The following is a 14,673-nucleotide window of genomic DNA, read 5'->3' on the forward strand; positions in this document are numbered from 1 at the left end:
CCGGGCTTTTTTATGGCGTGCTATCCATGGCCGCCCCCCTGGACTGCCGTTCTGCGCCGTTAAAATAGTTCCAGGCGATTTTTTATAGCCAGCCGTAATGCTTGAAGCTGGCATACAGGCTGAGGCAGCCGGTGGTGATGACGCCGAGCACGGCGAAATAGCCGTATTGCCAGGTCAGTTCGGGCATGTTTTGGAAGTTCATCCCGTAGATTCCGGCCACTGCCGTGGGGAAGGCGAGGATTGCCGCCCAAGCGGCGAACTTGCGCTGAGTGACGCTTTGCCGGGACGACTCCAGCAGCAGGCCGATCTCGATGGCGTGGTCGGCCATTTCGCGCAGGGCGGTGAGGTCTTCCAGCAGGCGGTTGACGTGAATCGCCACGTCGCGGAAGTAGGGGCGCATGTTTTTGTCGATAAATGGGAACTCCAGGCGCTGTAGCTCCTGGCAGATTTCCGCCAGCGGCCCGATATAGCGGCGCAGGCGCAGAAGATCGCGGCGCAGCCCCTGGATGCGTTCGACGTCGGCCTGACTGAGTGGGTGTTTCAGCACATGCTGTTCCACCTCCTCAAGTTCGCTGTGGTAGTTGTCCATCAGCGGCCGGTAGTTCTCGATGACGAAACTGAGCAGGGCGTAGAGCACGAAATCTTCTCCGTGCTCAAGCAGCAGTGGGCGTGCCTCGCAGCGCTGGCGAACCTGCGAATAGGGCGCCGAGTCACCGTAGCGGGCGCTGATGATGTAGCCGCTGCCAGCAAACAACTGGGTTTCGACAAAGGTCAGCTCGCCGTTGGCGCGAACGGGCGAGTAGAGCACCAGAAACAGTGCATCGCCAAAAGTCTCCAGTTTGGGCCGGGTGTGCCGCTGTAAGGCGTCTTCCAGGGCCAGCTCATGCAGGTCGAACTGCCGTTGCAGGTTGCTTAGCTCATCGCTGCCGGGATCGTGCAGGCCGATCCAGACAAAGTGGCCCGGTTTTTTCGCCCACTGCCTACCCTCATCAAGGCTGATATTGCTGACTTTCAGCCCCTTGCTGTAAACAGCTGCGGCAACAACTCGACCCATGATGCGTCCCTTATTGGCTGGTTTCAGCACGCAGCTTAGCGGCTTCGCCGTGGTCGGTGTGCATGCTAATAAAAAGCCCAGCGCGGGGCTGGGCTTGTTTGCACCGGGCAATAATCAGGCGCGCTGTGTCAACTGCTGGTCCATCGCCTCGATGCACTGCTGCATCTGCGTGCGGCAGGTTTCGACCAACTGTGGCAGATCATCCTGGCTCAGGCCGGCGGTGGGGATGGCCGGCAGCGAGCGGATCATGATTTCGCCGCTGTTCCAGCGATTGAGCTGGATATGGTTGATGTAGGTGCTGACACACACCGGGATGATCGGCACGCCGGCAGCAATGGCCATCTGGAAGGCGCCTTTCTTGAATGGCAACAGGCCTTTGCCCAGGTTGCGCGTGCCTTCAGGGAACACCCAGATCGAGGTGTCTTTGTGCTTCAGGGTGTCGGTGGTGGTGAGCATGGCCTGCTTGGCGCGAATCGCGTTACCGCGGTCGAGCAGCACGTTGCCGGCCAGCCAGTAGAGCTGACCGAAGAAGGGCACCCATTTCAGGCTTTTCTTGCCGATGCTGACAGTGCGCTCGGGAACCACCCGGCCGAGTACATAGAGGTCATAGTTGGATTGGTGGTTGGCCACAATCACACATGAGCGTTGGTGGTTGAGCAGTGGTTGTGCGTCGGTCTTGAGTTTCCAACGCAGCAGCCATTGTGCCGGTATGCTGTAGAGGCGCGCGCACAGGCGGCTGTTGTCCGGATTGAATGGGCGGCAAATGCCGAGCAGCAGGCCCAGGGTACCGGCGAGGATAAAGTGCACGCCCATCGCCAGCATGCGCAGAATAAATAGCATTTGGTACGCCCGTCGTAAGAAAAAGGCGCGCAGTGTACGGGCGTGCACTGCTTTCAGCAATTGATGCTGATCAGAGGTTGTTACCGCTGGTGTAGCCCAGGCCTCTGGCCGGCAACAGGTTGATGGTGCTGTAGCGAGCAGCAAGGCGATCAATGCTGCCATCTGCTTCAAGACTTCGTAGGGCCGGACCCAGGCGCAGCATAAAGTCCTGCTTGTAGGGCTTGTTAATTGATTCGGGTATAACCGAGATGACCCGCCCAGCGTTGGCCAGCAGGCCTTGCTCTCGCATCTGTTGCGGCTCCCAGAGGATCGATAGGCGATCATGGATGTATACGTCCATGCGCTGACGTTTGAGTTGCTGCAGGTTGGTACGGTTATCGTTGGCGTAGCTCTGTTGCAAGCATGCGTTTGTAACCGGGGCGGTGATGATGTTGAAGCCTCTGTTGAGGTCAATACGCAGCACCGCATAGACCGCCGGGAAATCTTCGAAGGATCGCTGAAGGGCCAGTTCACTGCGCCTGGAGGCTACCACGCCTGGTTTCAGGAGCGGCCGTGAGTACTCGATCCATATGGGTGTTCACGGAGCGGTAATAGGCGGGAGCAAGGCCAACGCTGTGCCTTTTTCCCGGTGCACAGGCCAACCGGGTGAATGCTGACGCGATAATCCGGCATCTGCGCAAAGCCTGCACGCAGGATGTCGCTGTATACGGCTTTGGCTTCACCGTTTCGGCGTAGCGGCAGGGCGGGTAACTGGCGTCACACTGTCGCCACCTTAGGCGTATGCGCATGCCCAGTCTCCTTATCGGTTGGCGCGGGCTGCGCAGTGGTGCGCGGCCCGATGTAAAGCCGGTCAGACCTTGAAGCGACCAAGCAAGTGATCCTGCTGGCCCACCTGATCAACCATCACGGCGCATTGGCGCACCTGTTCTTCGGACCCTGCGGCGACCTCATGGCTGATGTCGCGAATGTTGGTGGTGTTGCGGTTTATCTCCTCGGTGGTGGCGCTCTGCTGCTCGGCGGCTGTGGCAATCTGCAGGTTCATGTCGTTGATCCGGGTGATCGCATCGCGGATGCGCCCTAACATATCGTTGGCCGCTCCGGCATCCTCGGCTGTTTTGCTGGCAGTATCACGGCTTTGCTGCATGCGTGACTCGGCCTGTTTCACCCCGGATTGCAGCTGGTCGATCATCTGACGGATTTCCTGAGTCGATTGCTGGGTGCGCGAGGCCAGTGAGCGCACTTCATCGGCGACCACGGCAAAGCCGCGGCCAGACTCCCCGGCACGGGCGGCCTCGATGGCGGCGTTGAGGGCGAGTAGGTTGGTCTGGTCGGCAATGCTGGTGATCACAGAGAGAATCGACTCGATGTTGTGGCTGAGCTTGGCCAGCTCGTTGATTGCATGGCTGGTTTCGTCCATTTCCTCAGCCAGGTGCTTGATTGCTTCTGTGGAGCGCGAGACCACCCGCACGCCGTTTTCGGTCTCTTCGTTGGCAGCCAAGGCGGCCTGCGCTGCAGCCTGGGCGTTGCGCGCCACTTCTTCCGCAGTCGAGGCCATCTCCTGCATGGCGGTAGCCAGTTGATCAAGCTCCTGCAGTTGCTGCTGCAGACGGTTGGCGGCCTGGTTGGCTTCGCTGGAGGTCAGGGTGGTGCTTTCCCGTACTTGCCTGGAGCTGCCCATCACCTCGCTGATCAGGTTCTGCAGGCTTTGCAGGAAGCTGTTGAATTCCTTGGATACCAGGGCGATTTCATCGTTGCCGGTGGCCGGTAGACGACGGGTCAGGTCGCCTTCACCGCTGTTCACCTCATGCAGAGAGTTATGCAGGTGGTCGAGGGGTTTGAGCAGGCTGTTCATCAACACGCCAAGCACGATCAGGCTGATGATCACCCCCAGTACGGTGCCGATCACCGCCCGCCAGCTCAGGGCGTTGGCTTCGGCCATCACAATGCTCTTATCCAGCACCACACCGATATACCAGTCCATACCCTTGAGGTTGGGCAATGGGGTAAAGGACACCAGCAGGTCTTTGTCGCCACCGCTGATATTTTGCAAGTCCTTGTTTAGTGTAGGGCTCTGACCGGCGAACAGCTCGCTATAGCTCTTGCCGTTGAGGTCGGTGTTGGGGTGAGAAATGATGTTGCCGTTGCGGGTCAGCAGAAAAGCGTAGCCCGCGCCGTTGAAATCCAGCGTGTTGACCGCATCGGCAACAGTTTTCAGGCGAATGTCCCCCCCCATTACGCCTAGAAACTCGCCGCCATTGGTTATGCGGGTAACCGCTGAAATCAGGATTTCTCCAGTGGTGGAGTCTACATAGGGCTCAGTCAGCACTGCTTGTGAAGCGTCTTTACCGGTTGCGTACCAGGGACGCTGACGACCGTCCCATTCCGGGGCGGGTTTCCAATCGTCACTGTTCTTGATGGGTTTTCCATCGCTTTGCAATGCGCCAAAGACCAGGATGAACTCATTTTTCAGCATGGGTGTGTTGACGATGCGCTGGGTTTCTTCGGTGCTGTAATTGCTGTCGAGGCTTTGCGCCATCAAATCCATCAGCTTGAGTTTGGCGTTGAGCCAGTTCTCTATTTGTCGCGCCAGTGCGTTGCTGGATTCAGCGATGCTTGCGGCTACCTGATTGTGCAGGGTGCTACGGACTTGGCTGACTTGCGCTAATGACAACAGACTAGTGGTTAGAAATAGGACAATGGCTGCCGCCAAGCCAACCTTGTGGACAATCTTCATGGCACGCTCCCGCGGCAATATCGAATAGATCGGTGGGCGCCTTATTCCGTGGCCTACCCTCTAAAAGTAATACAGGCTGGAAATATTGCCCGCCGATTGGCTATTAAATGCAAAAGCCCGGCGTAAGGCCGGGCTTTTTCAGTGTTGTTCGTGTTTTACAGCGAGTGTTGCTTGTCCAGTTCGACTGCCTGATCGAGGGCTTCGAGCAACGCCTTACGCACTTTCAGCTTGGTGTTTTTGTGCGCGGTCATGTTGATCTTCTTCATCTGCTGGGCAACCGCCAGGGCTGTGGCGTGTAGCTGTTCGGCCGGCACCACCTTGTCGAGGAAGCCTGCATCCACGGCGCTTTGCGGGTCGAACATCTCGCCGTTGATCACTGAGCGGTGGAAGGCCGATTTGCGTAGGCGATCACGCGCCAGCTCAATACCTGCATGATGCATGGTCATGCCGATCTGTACTTCATTCAGGCCAATGGTGAATGGGCCATCAACGCCAATGCGGTAGTCGGACGAAAGCAGAATAAAGGCACCCTTGGCGACCGCATGGCCTGTGCAGGCTACGATGATCGGGAAGGGGTGGGCGAGCATGCGGCGCGCCAGGGTCGAGCCAGCGGCAACCAGGTTGATGGCGTTCTGCGGGCCGGAGGTCATTACCTTGAGGTCATAACCGCCGGACAGGATGCCTGGCTGGCCGGTGATGATCACGATCGCTCTGTCCTGTTCGGCACGATCCAGGGCGGCATTGAAGGACGTGATCACATCCGGGGAGATGGCATTTACTTTGCCATTGTTCAGAGTCAGGGTGGCAATGCCATCGTCGAGTTGATAGCTGATCAGGTCGCTCATGGTCGAATTCCTTGTGCTGAAGTGCAGCAGACGTTACTCATCCGCATCGATCAGGTAAAGCACGATGGCTGACTGACTGGTCAGTGATGTTGGGCGATTCGGCTATGAGGGCGATCAATATCGGCAATTGGTCAGAGCGATTGGTGCGCGATTACCGTCACCGCTTCATTTGGAGGGGCGGTATGCGTGGCTTAATCCACCTGAGCACATTCTGGCGCGCTGCATTGGCTTTACTGTTATTGCTCGGGTTGCTCTGGCTGGCCAGTAACCCACACAGCCAAAGTCCGGATGGCGTGCTAGGGCTGTTCGTCTTTAGTCTGTTCATTTCCCTAGGCTTTATCCTGTTCGGCCAGCAGCGCCTTGACACGGCTCCTGCCACGACCTCGCCCGAGGACCAGCATCTGGTATAAGCACATGAATCTTTTGAAAAAATATTTTGCCTTTGGCGGGCTGTTCGGCTAGATTAGCGCGCCTCGACAGACAGCAATGATTGTTGAGACCCGGTGAAGTGTCCGAGCGGTTGAAGGAGCACGCCTGGAAAGTGTGTATACGAGAAATCGTATCGTGGGTTCGAATCCCACCTTCACCGCCAGATTGATACAGCTAAAGCCCTGATAACTCATGAGTTGTCGGGGCTTTTTGCTTTCTGGGGTTCGGTGGTGTCGATGAAGTGTCGAAAAGGCTGGTTTATTCGAAGTGCGACCAGAGCCGCGGAACCTTCACCACCTGTTCATCTTGCAGCGCCATGTAGACCAGACGGTGCTGAATGTTGATGCGGCGTGAGTAAGCACCTGCGAGATCCCCGACCAGCTTTCCATCGGGCGGGAGGGTTCTGAAACGGGTTTTCCATGCTGTTTCACAGTTATGTGCCGAAATCACTTACCAGCGTTGGTCGATATAGCCCAGAGCCGGACGGGCAGGGGGCTGGGAACGTCAGTAAAGACTAGCTTTATCCATCAATGACTTAGCGCGAAGAAGGCTATAAACTTTCCGATCTTTACGGTGAGCCAGCCAGCGGTTCCGACGAGCCGCCCAACCCAGCATGACACCCATACAACTGCCTTTAGGTGTGCGTCTGCGTGATGACGCCACTTTTGCCAACTATTACCCCGGAGCCAACGCTGCGGCGTTGGGTTATGTCGAGCGTTTGTGTGAAGCGGATGCCGGCTGGACCGAGAGCCTGATCTACCTGTGGGGCGGTGAGGGCGTTGGCCGCAGTCATTTGCTGCAGGCGGCGTGTCTGCGGTTTGAGCAGCGTGGCGAGCCGGCGGTGTATCTGCCGTTGGCCGAGGTGGTCGAGTATGGCCCGGCGCTGCTGGATAACCTTGAGCAGTGTGAGCTGGTCTGTCTGGATGATCTGGATGCCGTGGCTGGCAACAGTGAGTGGGAAGAAGCGCTCTTCCACCTGTTCAATCGCCTGCGTGACAGCGGTCGACGTCTGCTGTTGGCGGCGGGTACTTCGCCGCGCGAGCTGCCAATCAAGTTGGCGGATCTGCAATCGCGTCTGACCCTTGCGCTGGTGTTTCAGCTGCAGTCGCTTTCTGACGAGGACAAGCTGCGTGCATTGCAGCTGCGCGCCTCGCGGCGTGGCCTGCACCTCAGTGATGAGGTTGGGCGCTTTATCTTGACTCGCGGTGAGCGCAGCATGAGTGCGCTGTTCGAATTGCTTGAGCGCCTGGATCAGGCCTCGTTGCAGGCCCAACGCAAACTGACCATTCCCTTCCTGAAAGAAACTCTGGGCTGGTAACCCAAGCCTCAACATCACTGTGCTTACGCTGTGTTGAGGCTCGGGTTCGTTGAGCGCGTATTTACAGTTATTCCCCGGCCAGCTTGCGTTCGTACTGAAAGCGCCAGCGGGTGAACATCAGCGCCGTACAGAATAGGCTGAAGCTGAGCAGGGTGAGCAGCCAGCCATACAGCGCTTTGCTCGGGTCGAAAGCGGCGAGCACGCCCTGGATAAAGTACAGGTTAACCACGAAGCAGGCCCAGGCATGCGCGCGCGCGTTGCCCAACAGCAGGCCCGGTGCGAGCAGTAGCAGCGGTGTCAATTGCAGGCCAAGGATGACCCAAAGCAGTTTGCCGGGGATGTTGGCGTAGTGCAGGTTCCACACCAGCAGCAGGGCGGCGAGGCTGAAGAAGCTCAACAGACTGGCGGCGCGGCTGATGTTCAGGCGCGGTTGCAGCCATTCCAGGCTGGGTAACGGTTTGGCGGTTCTAGCCACGGGCACTCTCCAGTTTGATCGCCGTATGTGCCAGGCGCTGGCCGAGCGCGCGGCACAGGGCTGTTTCATGTTCATCCAGGGCGCGTTTACCGTCGGCGCCGGCATGGTGACTGGCACCGTAGGGTGTACCGCCACCGCGGGTTTCCAGCAGTGCGGCTTCGCTGTAGGGCAGGCCAGTGATCAGCATGCCGTGGTGCAACAGCGGTAATAGCATCGACAGCAGGGTGCTTTCCTGGCCGCCATGCAGGCTGGCCGTGGACGTGAATACCCCCGCCGGTTTGCCGACCAGGCCGCCGGTCAGCCACAGGCCGCTGGTGCCATCGAGGAAGTACTTCAGTGGTGCGGCCATGTTGCCGAAACGAGTCGGGCTGCCGAGCGCCAGGCCGGCGCAGTGTTTCAGGTCATCCAGGCTGGCGTACAGCGCGCCCTCCAACGGTATCTCGGCGGCAGTGGCTTCACATTCGGCGGAAATAGCCGGCACCGTGCGCAGCCGCGCTTCCAGGCCAGCCATTTCGACGCCGCGGGCAATGTGCCGGGCCATTTCGGCTGTAGCGCCATGGCGGCTGTAATACAGCACCAGAATGTAGGGTGCGCTCACGGCAGGATCTCCAGAATGTTTTCCGGCGGGCGACCGACTACGGCTTTGTCGCCTGCAACCAGGATGGGTCGCTCGATCAGTTTGGGCTGGCTGACCATGGCGGCGATCAACTGCTCATCCGTCAATTGTGGGTCGTCCAGGCCGAGTGCCTTGTACTCGTCTTCCCCGGTGCGCAGCAGTTGGCGGGCGTGCATGCCCAGCTTACGCAGCAGTTCGTGCAGTTCGGCGGTGCTCAGCGGGTTTTCCAGGTAGCGCACAATGGCTGGGTTGAGTCCGCGTTCTTCGAGCAGTTGCAAGGCGCTGCGCGATTTCGAGCAGCGTGGGTTATGGTAGAGCGTCAGATCGGTCATGTTCGAGTCGCCTGTAGCCATCGATGGCGGCTATTCTACCCGCTAACGGCATTTACGCCTGCGTCTACAAAGGTTTGCTGAGTACGAGTGGCTAAGGAGAGTGCATGCGGCAGCGCGTAAATAATGTGTTGGAGTTCTGGCGTTTCCTGTTGCAGCGGTTTATCGCTGATCAAGGTACCAACAATGCGGCGGCGCTGACCTACACCACTCTGTTTGCGGTGGTGCCAATGATGACTGTGACGTTCTCCATGTTGTCGGCCATCCCGGCATTTCAGGATACCGGCGAGCAAATCCAGAGCTTCATTTTCCGCAATTTCGTGCCCTCAGCTGGTGAAACCCTGCAGCAATACCTGCGTGATTTCACCACCCAGGCGCGGCAGCTGACCTGGGTGGGCGTAGTGGTGCTGGCGGCTACGGCGTTCTGGATGCTGGTCACCATTGAAAAAACGTTCAACATCATCTGGCGTGTACGCCAGCCAAGGCGTGGCGTTTCCAGTTTTCTGCTGTATTGGGCGATTCTCAGCCTGGGGCCGTTGCTGCTGGGCGGTGGTTTTGCCATCAGTACATATATCACGTCGCTGTCGCTGATCTCCGGGCCGGATGCCTTGCTCGGCATGCAGGCACTGCTGAAATTCATGCCACTGCTGTTCAGCGCGGCGGCCTTCACCCTGCTTTATGCCACGGTGCCGAATGCTCAGGTACCGCTGCGGCATGCGTTATTGGGTGGCTTGTTTGCGGCCGTCCTGTTTGAAGTGGCGAAGATGCTGTTTGGCCTGTATGTGCGCCTGTTTCCGGGCTATCAGCTGATTTATGGCGCTTTTGCCACGGTGCCGCTTTTCCTGCTGTGGATCTATCTGTCTTGGTTGATCGTCTTGTTTGGCGCGGAGTTGGTGTGCAACTTGGGAATTTCCCAGCAATGGCGCCGGCGCGCCATGCCCCCCTTGCTGACTGTCTTCGGCGTGCTTCGGGTGTTTTATGAGCGTCAGCAATCAGGCCTGAAGGTGCGTTTACGTGATGTGCAGCGCCAAGGCTGGCAATTGGCCGAGCACGAGTGGGAAGAGATTTTGGCATTCCTTGAGCAGCAGAAACTGGTTGCCTCGACCGGCCCCGGTGCTTGGGTGCTGAGCCGCGACCTCAGCCATTACCCTGTGCAGCAACTGCTGACCCGCAGCCCGTGGCCGCTGCCTCGGGTGGAGCTCTTGCCCGCGCAGCTTGAAGAACCCTGGTATCCGGCACTGCGCAGTAGTCTGGAGCGTTTGCAGGAAGAGCAGGCGCAGCTGTTCGCGGAAGACCTTGCGCAGTGGCTGCAGCCCCAGACAGGCGTTGTCGAGTGACGTAAAACGTCAGTTTTCGGCGTGGTGCTGCCCACGCATGATCACAGCGGTGACCATGAAGGTCGCCAAATAAGCTTAAAGGGACGCTGGCACGCTTCTGGCTATCGCAATGGCAGATAGCAATCAGGTTGCCAGCAGGGCAGGGATTGGCGGAGTGTGAAGACGTTATGACAGCCAGCAAAGGCAAAGTGATTCATCTGTATCAACGTGATCCCCAAGAGGCTCTCGAACGCCTCAACCGTATTACCGGGTTGCGTTTCAGCAGCTGGCCACAGTCCTTGGTCAATATAGATACGCCTGTCGATGACTCATCAGCTTTAGTGCTACCTGAGGTGCAAATAACCACTTCGCCCAGTGGTGTGGTCTCAGGCTAATGCAAAACCCCGCGACAGTGCGCGGGGTTCTGTGGTGTTTCGCGGTTGCTCAGGCAAGTGCTTGGCGGCTATCCGTTTGCGCCAGCTCCACCGCCTGCACAAATAACTCTTCGACGATCAGGCTGCTTGCCGATACGGCCGAGCGCACGCGTACCTGCATGTCTTCAATTTTCTGTTTGACCGGCAGGCGCGCTACACCGGAAAGCAGGATCTTGCTGTGTTGATTGAGCATGCCGTGGTCGACCATTACTTCGCGCGAGTTAGCGCCGTCACGGTAGCTGATCAGCAGTGATACTGGCAGGTTGGCCAGTCCGGGCAAGTGCAACCAGGCGGCTACGTTGAACTCGGCGACGCGCCCTTCGTAGGGGGTGACCTGTAAGCGGGCGAGGTTGATGATGCCAGCAGGTACTTGGCCGACTAACTTATCCAGTGCTTGGCTCATGGTTGCGTTCCAGGGTAATAACAGGTCGTATCAAGCGTAAGTGCGATTAATTATAAGTGGGCCCTGTCCGATGAAACTGTGCGCTTGGCCGATGTTGGGCGTGATTTTTCTCGCAGTTTTAGCGTGACGACAACTGTAACTAGGCCAGTTGCATCGGGTAGCGGGTTACCGACGCGGTCATCAGATTGGCAGCGGGCAGCGGCAAAATAGCCTGATTGTGCGCGCTGGCCAGTTGCAGCCAAACATTTTCTCCTTCGACGAATTGTCCATTGGGCAGCCACAACCCGTGATGCCAGCCATTTCCTGGTTCTGGTGTGCTCTGCAAAACCCCTGGGTGGGTTTGTGCGCTGGGCGCACGGCGCAACCACACGGGGCGTGGTAGGCCTTTCAAATAACGTAGGCCGAGGTGCAGGCCTTCACTGTTCAGGTGGCGCCAGCGGACCAGGGCCAGCGTCGGGGTTTCACTGCTGGTGAGCAGCAGGATCAGTTGTCCAACCGAGAGCTGAGCAGCCTGGTCGGCATTGCACAGCAAGCGTGCGCCGCCAGGGCTGCCATCAAGCATCTGCGCAGCAGTACGGATTGGTCTTTGCTCTAACAGTTGCGCGTGAATGCTGGCCAGGCCTATGACCAGTTCACATGCTGAGCTGTGATCGGCACGGGTATGGCGGCGTTGTTGGCGTCCCAACCAGTGCTGCTGCACGCGCTCCAGTACCTGGCGCTCAGCCTGGCTTTGCAGCGGCGCGGGCTCATGCAGGGCGACCAGCAGAGCGCCCAGTTCGAAACGGCGCAAATAGGCCGGGCTGCCTTCGGCAACCTGGGCGTAACTCAAGCAGGGTTGAGACTCCGTCAGGTCGATCGTCGGACCCTCGACATCTTCCTCTTCATCCCAAGGCAACAGGCGAGCCAAGCCCGATAGAGGGGAGAGGGCGCCAAACAGCAGGGCGCACTCACCTTCGGCCAGGTGAAACGGGTTACTTAATGCCAGGAGTAGCATCTGCTGGTAGATACCGCGCAGGGTGCAGGCTGGTTGCGGCAGAAATGCTGCGGCAACTGGCTCATCAAGGCAGTCCTGGTGCTCGCCGATCCAATACAGCAAGTGGCTGTCGCGCCACAGGCTGGGTGGTGGCTCCTGATAGAGCTGGTAGTGGCGCAGCAGGCTCTGCGCAAGAAAGTGCTGGGCCATATACAAACACCAGGCCAGGTGCGGGCGTGATGGTTGGCGGCCTTGAAGAATTTGCAACAGCAAGCGCTTGAAACCTGCAGCCAGTTCGCTGCACAGGTGCACAAACAATGTGCTTGGTGGTGTTTCGCCTTGATAGGCTTTGCTGTAATGGCGGTATTGATCGCTGAAGCTTTGCAGTGCGCGTTGCCTTTCGAGTAAGGTCATGGCGCTGCGGTTCAGCCTGAAAAGCAAGCCGAGTACCTGTTGTAGAGCTTGCTCGGCAGGTTGCAGGCGGGCCTGCGCCAGTTGCTCGTTAAGATCCGCCAGGGGCGCGACGTCGGTCTCGAGGATGTCTGGCACTTCCAGGCGCAAGGCATCTAATGTCATATCAACCTTATGGAATCAGGGGGCGAATGCATGGGAATGCGTTTCCAGGCGATCATTCGTGCTGTGGCTGGCGTAGGCATGGGTCTGATTCTGGCCGGGTGTGCTGAAGACATAGGCGTCGATCAATATGGACGAAAGGTAGCGGTTGAGCGCCTGGAAGGCCAGTGGTTAGTGATTAATTACTGGGCGCAATGGTGTGCGCCATGCCGTACCGAGATTCCTGAGCTCAATGCCCTGGAAATGCAGCTCAAGGCGCAATCCGTGCAGGTGCTCGGTGTGAATTTCGATGGGCTGCAGGGTGAGAAGCTGAGCCGGGCGGCCCAGGACATGGGCATTACCTTCACGGTACTGGCACGGGACCCGGCCGAACGTTATCAGTTGCCACGTGCAGAGGTGCTGCCCGTGACGTATCTCGTCGATCCCCAAGGGCGGATGCGCGAGCGTTTGCTGGGCGAGCAGACGGCCGCCGGTTTGCTAACACGTCTGGCCGCGCTCAAGGCTGAGGAGTAGGTGATGGCGCATGTTTGCATGCATGGCTATGTCAGTGGGGATGTTCAGGGTGTGCGTTTTCGGCAAACGACAGCGGAGCAGGCCGAACGCCTTGAGCTAAGTGGCTGGGTGCGCAACCTGGAGGATGGTCGGGTTGAAGTGCTGTTTGAGGGTGATGACGCCGCTGTGAGCGAATTGGCCAGTTGGCTGCAGAGCGGGCCGCAAGCCGCGCGGGTCACAGGTCTGGAACTGCATGAGCAGGCCGTCCAGGGGATTGCCGGGTTTATTGTGCGGCGTTAGTCCACTCAGGGTTTGACGTACCAGAAGTCATGCCAGAAACCGACCACCTTGGCCGGATAGGCATGTTTGCCGAGACTGCCGTTATAGCGTGCCAGCGCGCGATGCAGATCGCCGTTTTCCTTGCGCAGATAGAAACTGAGGATGGTGCAGCCGTAGCGCAGGTTTGTGGCATTGTCTGTGAGGTTGTCATGCGGCCGTCCCAGCTCGGCTTTCCAGAACGGCATCACCTGCATCATGCCCTGAGCGCCGACTGAAGAAATGGCGAAGCGATCGAAATGGCTCTCGGCATGGATCAGGGCAATCACCAAATCAGGACGCAAACCAGCCTTGCTGGCTTCGCGATGTACGAGCCGTAGCAGGCTCAAGCGGTCCTCTGCATCTGGAACATAGCGACGCATGCGCGTCGACATATCCAACAGCCAGACTTCGGCATCGAAGCGATCCTGAAAACTGTCGGCCTGCACCACTGCCTGCTGCAATAAGCGGCGCAGTTCCGGTTCAGGTGCCTGGCGCACGTCTGCCTGGCTCATCCCCCACCACAGTAGGCCTAGGAGGGCACAGATCAAGCGTTGCCGCATGAGTGGTCAGTCGTGGCCGGGATCGGCGACCAGGCGTCCGGCATCTCTGGTCAGAGCTAGCAGGAAGATCTTCTGTAGCTCTGGATCGTTGCGCGTCAGCTCGATCAGGCTCTGTTCCAGCTCGCTGGCTTCTTCCTCCAGGCCAAGTTCCGACAGGCGTTTGACCCGGTGTACCCACTGGGCCACGTCGTCACCTTCAAGGTCGGCGTAGATCAGCTCATGGGCTTCCTGCAGCTTACCGCGCAAGGTGCGGCTGACCAGCAGGGAGGCGTCGGCGCGGGCTGAGCCCTGGTCATCTTCGACGGTCAGTAGTAGCGTGCTGATGCGTGCGACATCCTGTTCGGCAAATGGGCTGTCGAGCAGATTCAGGCGCAGGATGCCGTTGCGGTCAGTGAGCAGCTCATGCGTCTGCTCGCCCGCCTTGACCTGCACGGGGCGTTCCGCCCAGGGCAGGCTGGAGTATTCCATGCGTGCATCCTGGCGGCGTTCTTCGAGGCTGGCGAGGTTCTGCTGCGAGCGGCCATTGGATTCGACATTCATTGCCGGGTTGATGCCAGCAAAGCCGTAACTGATCCAGTCCTTGGTGACGGTATCCGGCAGGCTGCCCAGCAGCACCACGTTAAGCACGTTGGCGCCAATGCCGCCGACAATCGCCAGTGCCCCGAGTGGTACTTCATACAGTTCACGCCAGGGCTGGTAGGGCGTGTAGCGATCGTAACGGCGTGTCACATCAAAGGCAGTAACTTCAAATGTTTTCTGCTCATGCACGCGTACGCGGCGTTGTGGCAACTCCAGGACACGTGGCTCACCGACATCAATCTGCAGGCTGTGATCGAGCAACTTACGCTCGACGCGTTCCTCATGCTCGCTGCGTTGCGGCAACTGGTTGGCGCAACCGCTGAGTAGCAGGGAGCCACCCAGCAGGGTGGCGATGAGGCTGAGGGTGCTTCGCTTGAACATGACG

Annotated in this window: 17 protein-coding genes, 1 tRNA gene and 3 pseudogenes; 7 read left to right on the forward strand and 14 right to left on the reverse strand. The window is 58.7% G+C overall.

Annotation, left to right across the window (positions count from 1 at the left end):
• Positions 1–82 precede the first annotated feature (82 nt).
• From OU997_RS16645 to OU997_RS16665, 6 genes and pseudogenes are all read right to left on the reverse strand, one after another.
• Positions 83–1,054 carry a magnesium and cobalt transport protein CorA gene (locus tag OU997_RS16645; protein ID WP_108489854.1) on the reverse strand — a complete coding sequence of 324 codons (972 nt, stop codon included), beginning with the start codon at positions 1,052–1,054 and terminating at the stop codon, positions 83–85.
• 114 nt (positions 1,055–1,168) lie between these two features.
• A complete protein-coding gene (locus OU997_RS16650) occupies positions 1,169–1,894 on the reverse strand; it encodes a 1-acylglycerol-3-phosphate O-acyltransferase (protein WP_108489853.1) in 726 nt (241 codons plus the stop codon).
• 70 nt (positions 1,895–1,964) lie between these two features.
• Positions 1,965–2,426: a hypothetical protein gene (locus tag OU997_RS16655; RefSeq protein WP_267807647.1), complete on the reverse strand. Its 462-nt coding sequence runs from the start codon at positions 2,424–2,426 to the stop codon at positions 1,965–1,967.
• 318 nt (positions 2,427–2,744) lie between these two features.
• Positions 2,745–3,572, reverse strand: coding sequence for a methyl-accepting chemotaxis protein (locus OU997_RS21075; protein ID WP_371920656.1), 828 nt, complete (start codon positions 3,570–3,572; stop codon positions 2,745–2,747).
• A gap of 30 nt (positions 3,573–3,602) precedes the next feature.
• A pseudogene (locus tag OU997_RS21080) lies at positions 3,603–4,628 on the reverse strand (cache domain-containing protein); the annotation flags it as partial.
• Between the two features lie 155 nt (positions 4,629–4,783).
• A complete protein-coding gene (locus OU997_RS16665; RefSeq protein ID WP_108489850.1) occupies positions 4,784–5,473 on the reverse strand; it encodes a crotonase/enoyl-CoA hydratase family protein in 690 nt (229 codons plus the stop codon).
• A gap of 182 nt (positions 5,474–5,655) precedes the next feature.
• Here OU997_RS16665 and OU997_RS16670 point away from each other — a divergent pair, with 182 nt between their 5' ends.
• Entirely contained in the window at positions 5,656–5,883 is a 228-nt protein-coding gene (locus OU997_RS16670; protein WP_108538063.1) for a hypothetical protein, read from the forward strand.
• 92 nt (positions 5,884–5,975) lie between these two features.
• Positions 5,976–6,065: transfer RNA gene (locus OU997_RS16675), tRNA-Ser, on the forward strand.
• Positions 6,066–6,160: 95 nt separating this feature from the next.
• On the opposite strand, the pseudogene OU997_RS16680 reads toward OU997_RS16675, so the two are convergent.
• Positions 6,161–6,310, reverse strand: a pseudogene (locus OU997_RS16680) (type II toxin-antitoxin system YoeB family toxin); the annotation flags it as partial.
• A 205-nt stretch (positions 6,311–6,515) separates the two neighbouring features.
• Between OU997_RS16680 and hda the strand changes: the two are divergent.
• A complete protein-coding gene (gene hda, locus OU997_RS16685) occupies positions 6,516–7,220 on the forward strand; it encodes a DnaA regulatory inactivator Hda (RefSeq protein ID WP_108489847.1) in 705 nt (234 codons plus the stop codon).
• A 67-nt stretch (positions 7,221–7,287) separates the two neighbouring features.
• Here the strand turns inward: hda and OU997_RS16690 are convergent, their stop codons facing one another.
• Genes OU997_RS16690 through arsC form a run of 3 tightly spaced genes read right to left on the reverse strand, consistent with a single transcriptional unit; the run spans position 7,288 to position 8,643 of the window.
• Positions 7,288–7,695: a DUF2069 domain-containing protein gene (locus tag OU997_RS16690; RefSeq protein WP_108489846.1), complete on the reverse strand. Its 408-nt coding sequence runs from the start codon at positions 7,693–7,695 to the stop codon at positions 7,288–7,290.
• The gene (gene wrbA / locus OU997_RS16695; protein ID WP_108489845.1) at positions 7,688–8,293 is read right to left on the reverse strand and encodes an NAD(P)H:quinone oxidoreductase; all 606 of its coding nucleotides are present in this window, start codon (positions 8,291–8,293) and stop codon (positions 7,688–7,690) included. Before wrbA ends, OU997_RS16690 begins: the two co-directional genes overlap by 8 nt.
• Positions 8,290–8,643: an arsenate reductase (glutaredoxin) gene (gene arsC, locus OU997_RS16700; RefSeq protein WP_267807650.1), complete on the reverse strand. Its 354-nt coding sequence runs from the start codon at positions 8,641–8,643 to the stop codon at positions 8,290–8,292. Before arsC ends, wrbA begins: the two co-directional genes overlap by 4 nt.
• A 104-nt stretch (positions 8,644–8,747) precedes the next feature.
• Here arsC and OU997_RS16705 point away from each other — a divergent pair, with 104 nt between their 5' ends.
• Entirely contained in the window at positions 8,748–9,977 is a 1,230-nt protein-coding gene (locus OU997_RS16705; RefSeq protein ID WP_267807651.1) for a virulence factor BrkB family protein, read from the forward strand.
• A 167-nt stretch (positions 9,978–10,144) separates the two neighbouring features.
• Positions 10,145–10,261: pseudogene (locus OU997_RS16710) on the forward strand (hypothetical protein); the annotation flags it as partial.
• Between the two features lie 139 nt (positions 10,262–10,400).
• Here the strand turns inward: OU997_RS16710 and OU997_RS16715 are convergent.
• Both OU997_RS16715 and OU997_RS16720 read right to left on the reverse strand, forming a co-directional pair.
• Entirely contained in the window at positions 10,401–10,793 is a 393-nt protein-coding gene (locus OU997_RS16715; protein WP_108489841.1) for a hypothetical protein, read from the reverse strand.
• A 139-nt stretch (positions 10,794–10,932) separates the two neighbouring features.
• Complete coding sequence (locus tag OU997_RS16720; RefSeq protein ID WP_108489840.1) at positions 10,933–12,342, reverse strand: PilZ domain-containing protein; 1,410 nt, start codon at positions 12,340–12,342, stop codon at positions 10,933–10,935.
• 30 nt (positions 12,343–12,372) lie between these two features.
• On the opposite strand from OU997_RS16720, the gene OU997_RS16725 reads away from it, so the two are divergent.
• Both OU997_RS16725 and OU997_RS16730 read left to right on the forward strand, forming a co-directional pair.
• The gene (locus OU997_RS16725; protein WP_108489839.1) at positions 12,373–12,852 is read left to right on the forward strand and encodes a TlpA disulfide reductase family protein; all 480 of its coding nucleotides are present in this window, start codon (positions 12,373–12,375) and stop codon (positions 12,850–12,852) included.
• 3 nt (positions 12,853–12,855) lie between these two features.
• A complete protein-coding gene (locus OU997_RS16730; protein ID WP_108489838.1) occupies positions 12,856–13,131 on the forward strand; it encodes an acylphosphatase in 276 nt (91 codons plus the stop codon).
• 5 nt (positions 13,132–13,136) lie between these two features.
• On the opposite strand, the gene OU997_RS16735 is transcribed toward OU997_RS16730, so the two are convergent.
• Together OU997_RS16735 and OU997_RS16740 are read right to left on the reverse strand one after the other, a co-directional pair.
• Positions 13,137–13,661: a lytic transglycosylase domain-containing protein gene (locus tag OU997_RS16735; protein ID WP_256583000.1), complete on the reverse strand. Its 525-nt coding sequence runs from the start codon at positions 13,659–13,661 to the stop codon at positions 13,137–13,139.
• A 54-nt stretch (positions 13,662–13,715) separates the two neighbouring features.
• The gene (locus OU997_RS16740) at positions 13,716–14,669 is read right to left on the reverse strand and encodes a hypothetical protein (RefSeq protein WP_267807654.1); all 954 of its coding nucleotides are present in this window, start codon (positions 14,667–14,669) and stop codon (positions 13,716–13,718) included.
• Between the last annotated feature and the right edge of the window lie 4 nt (positions 14,670–14,673).

Source organism: Pseudomonas sp. SL4(2022) (assembly GCF_026625725.1).
Taxonomy (GTDB): Bacteria; Pseudomonadota; Gammaproteobacteria; order Pseudomonadales; family Pseudomonadaceae; genus Aquipseudomonas.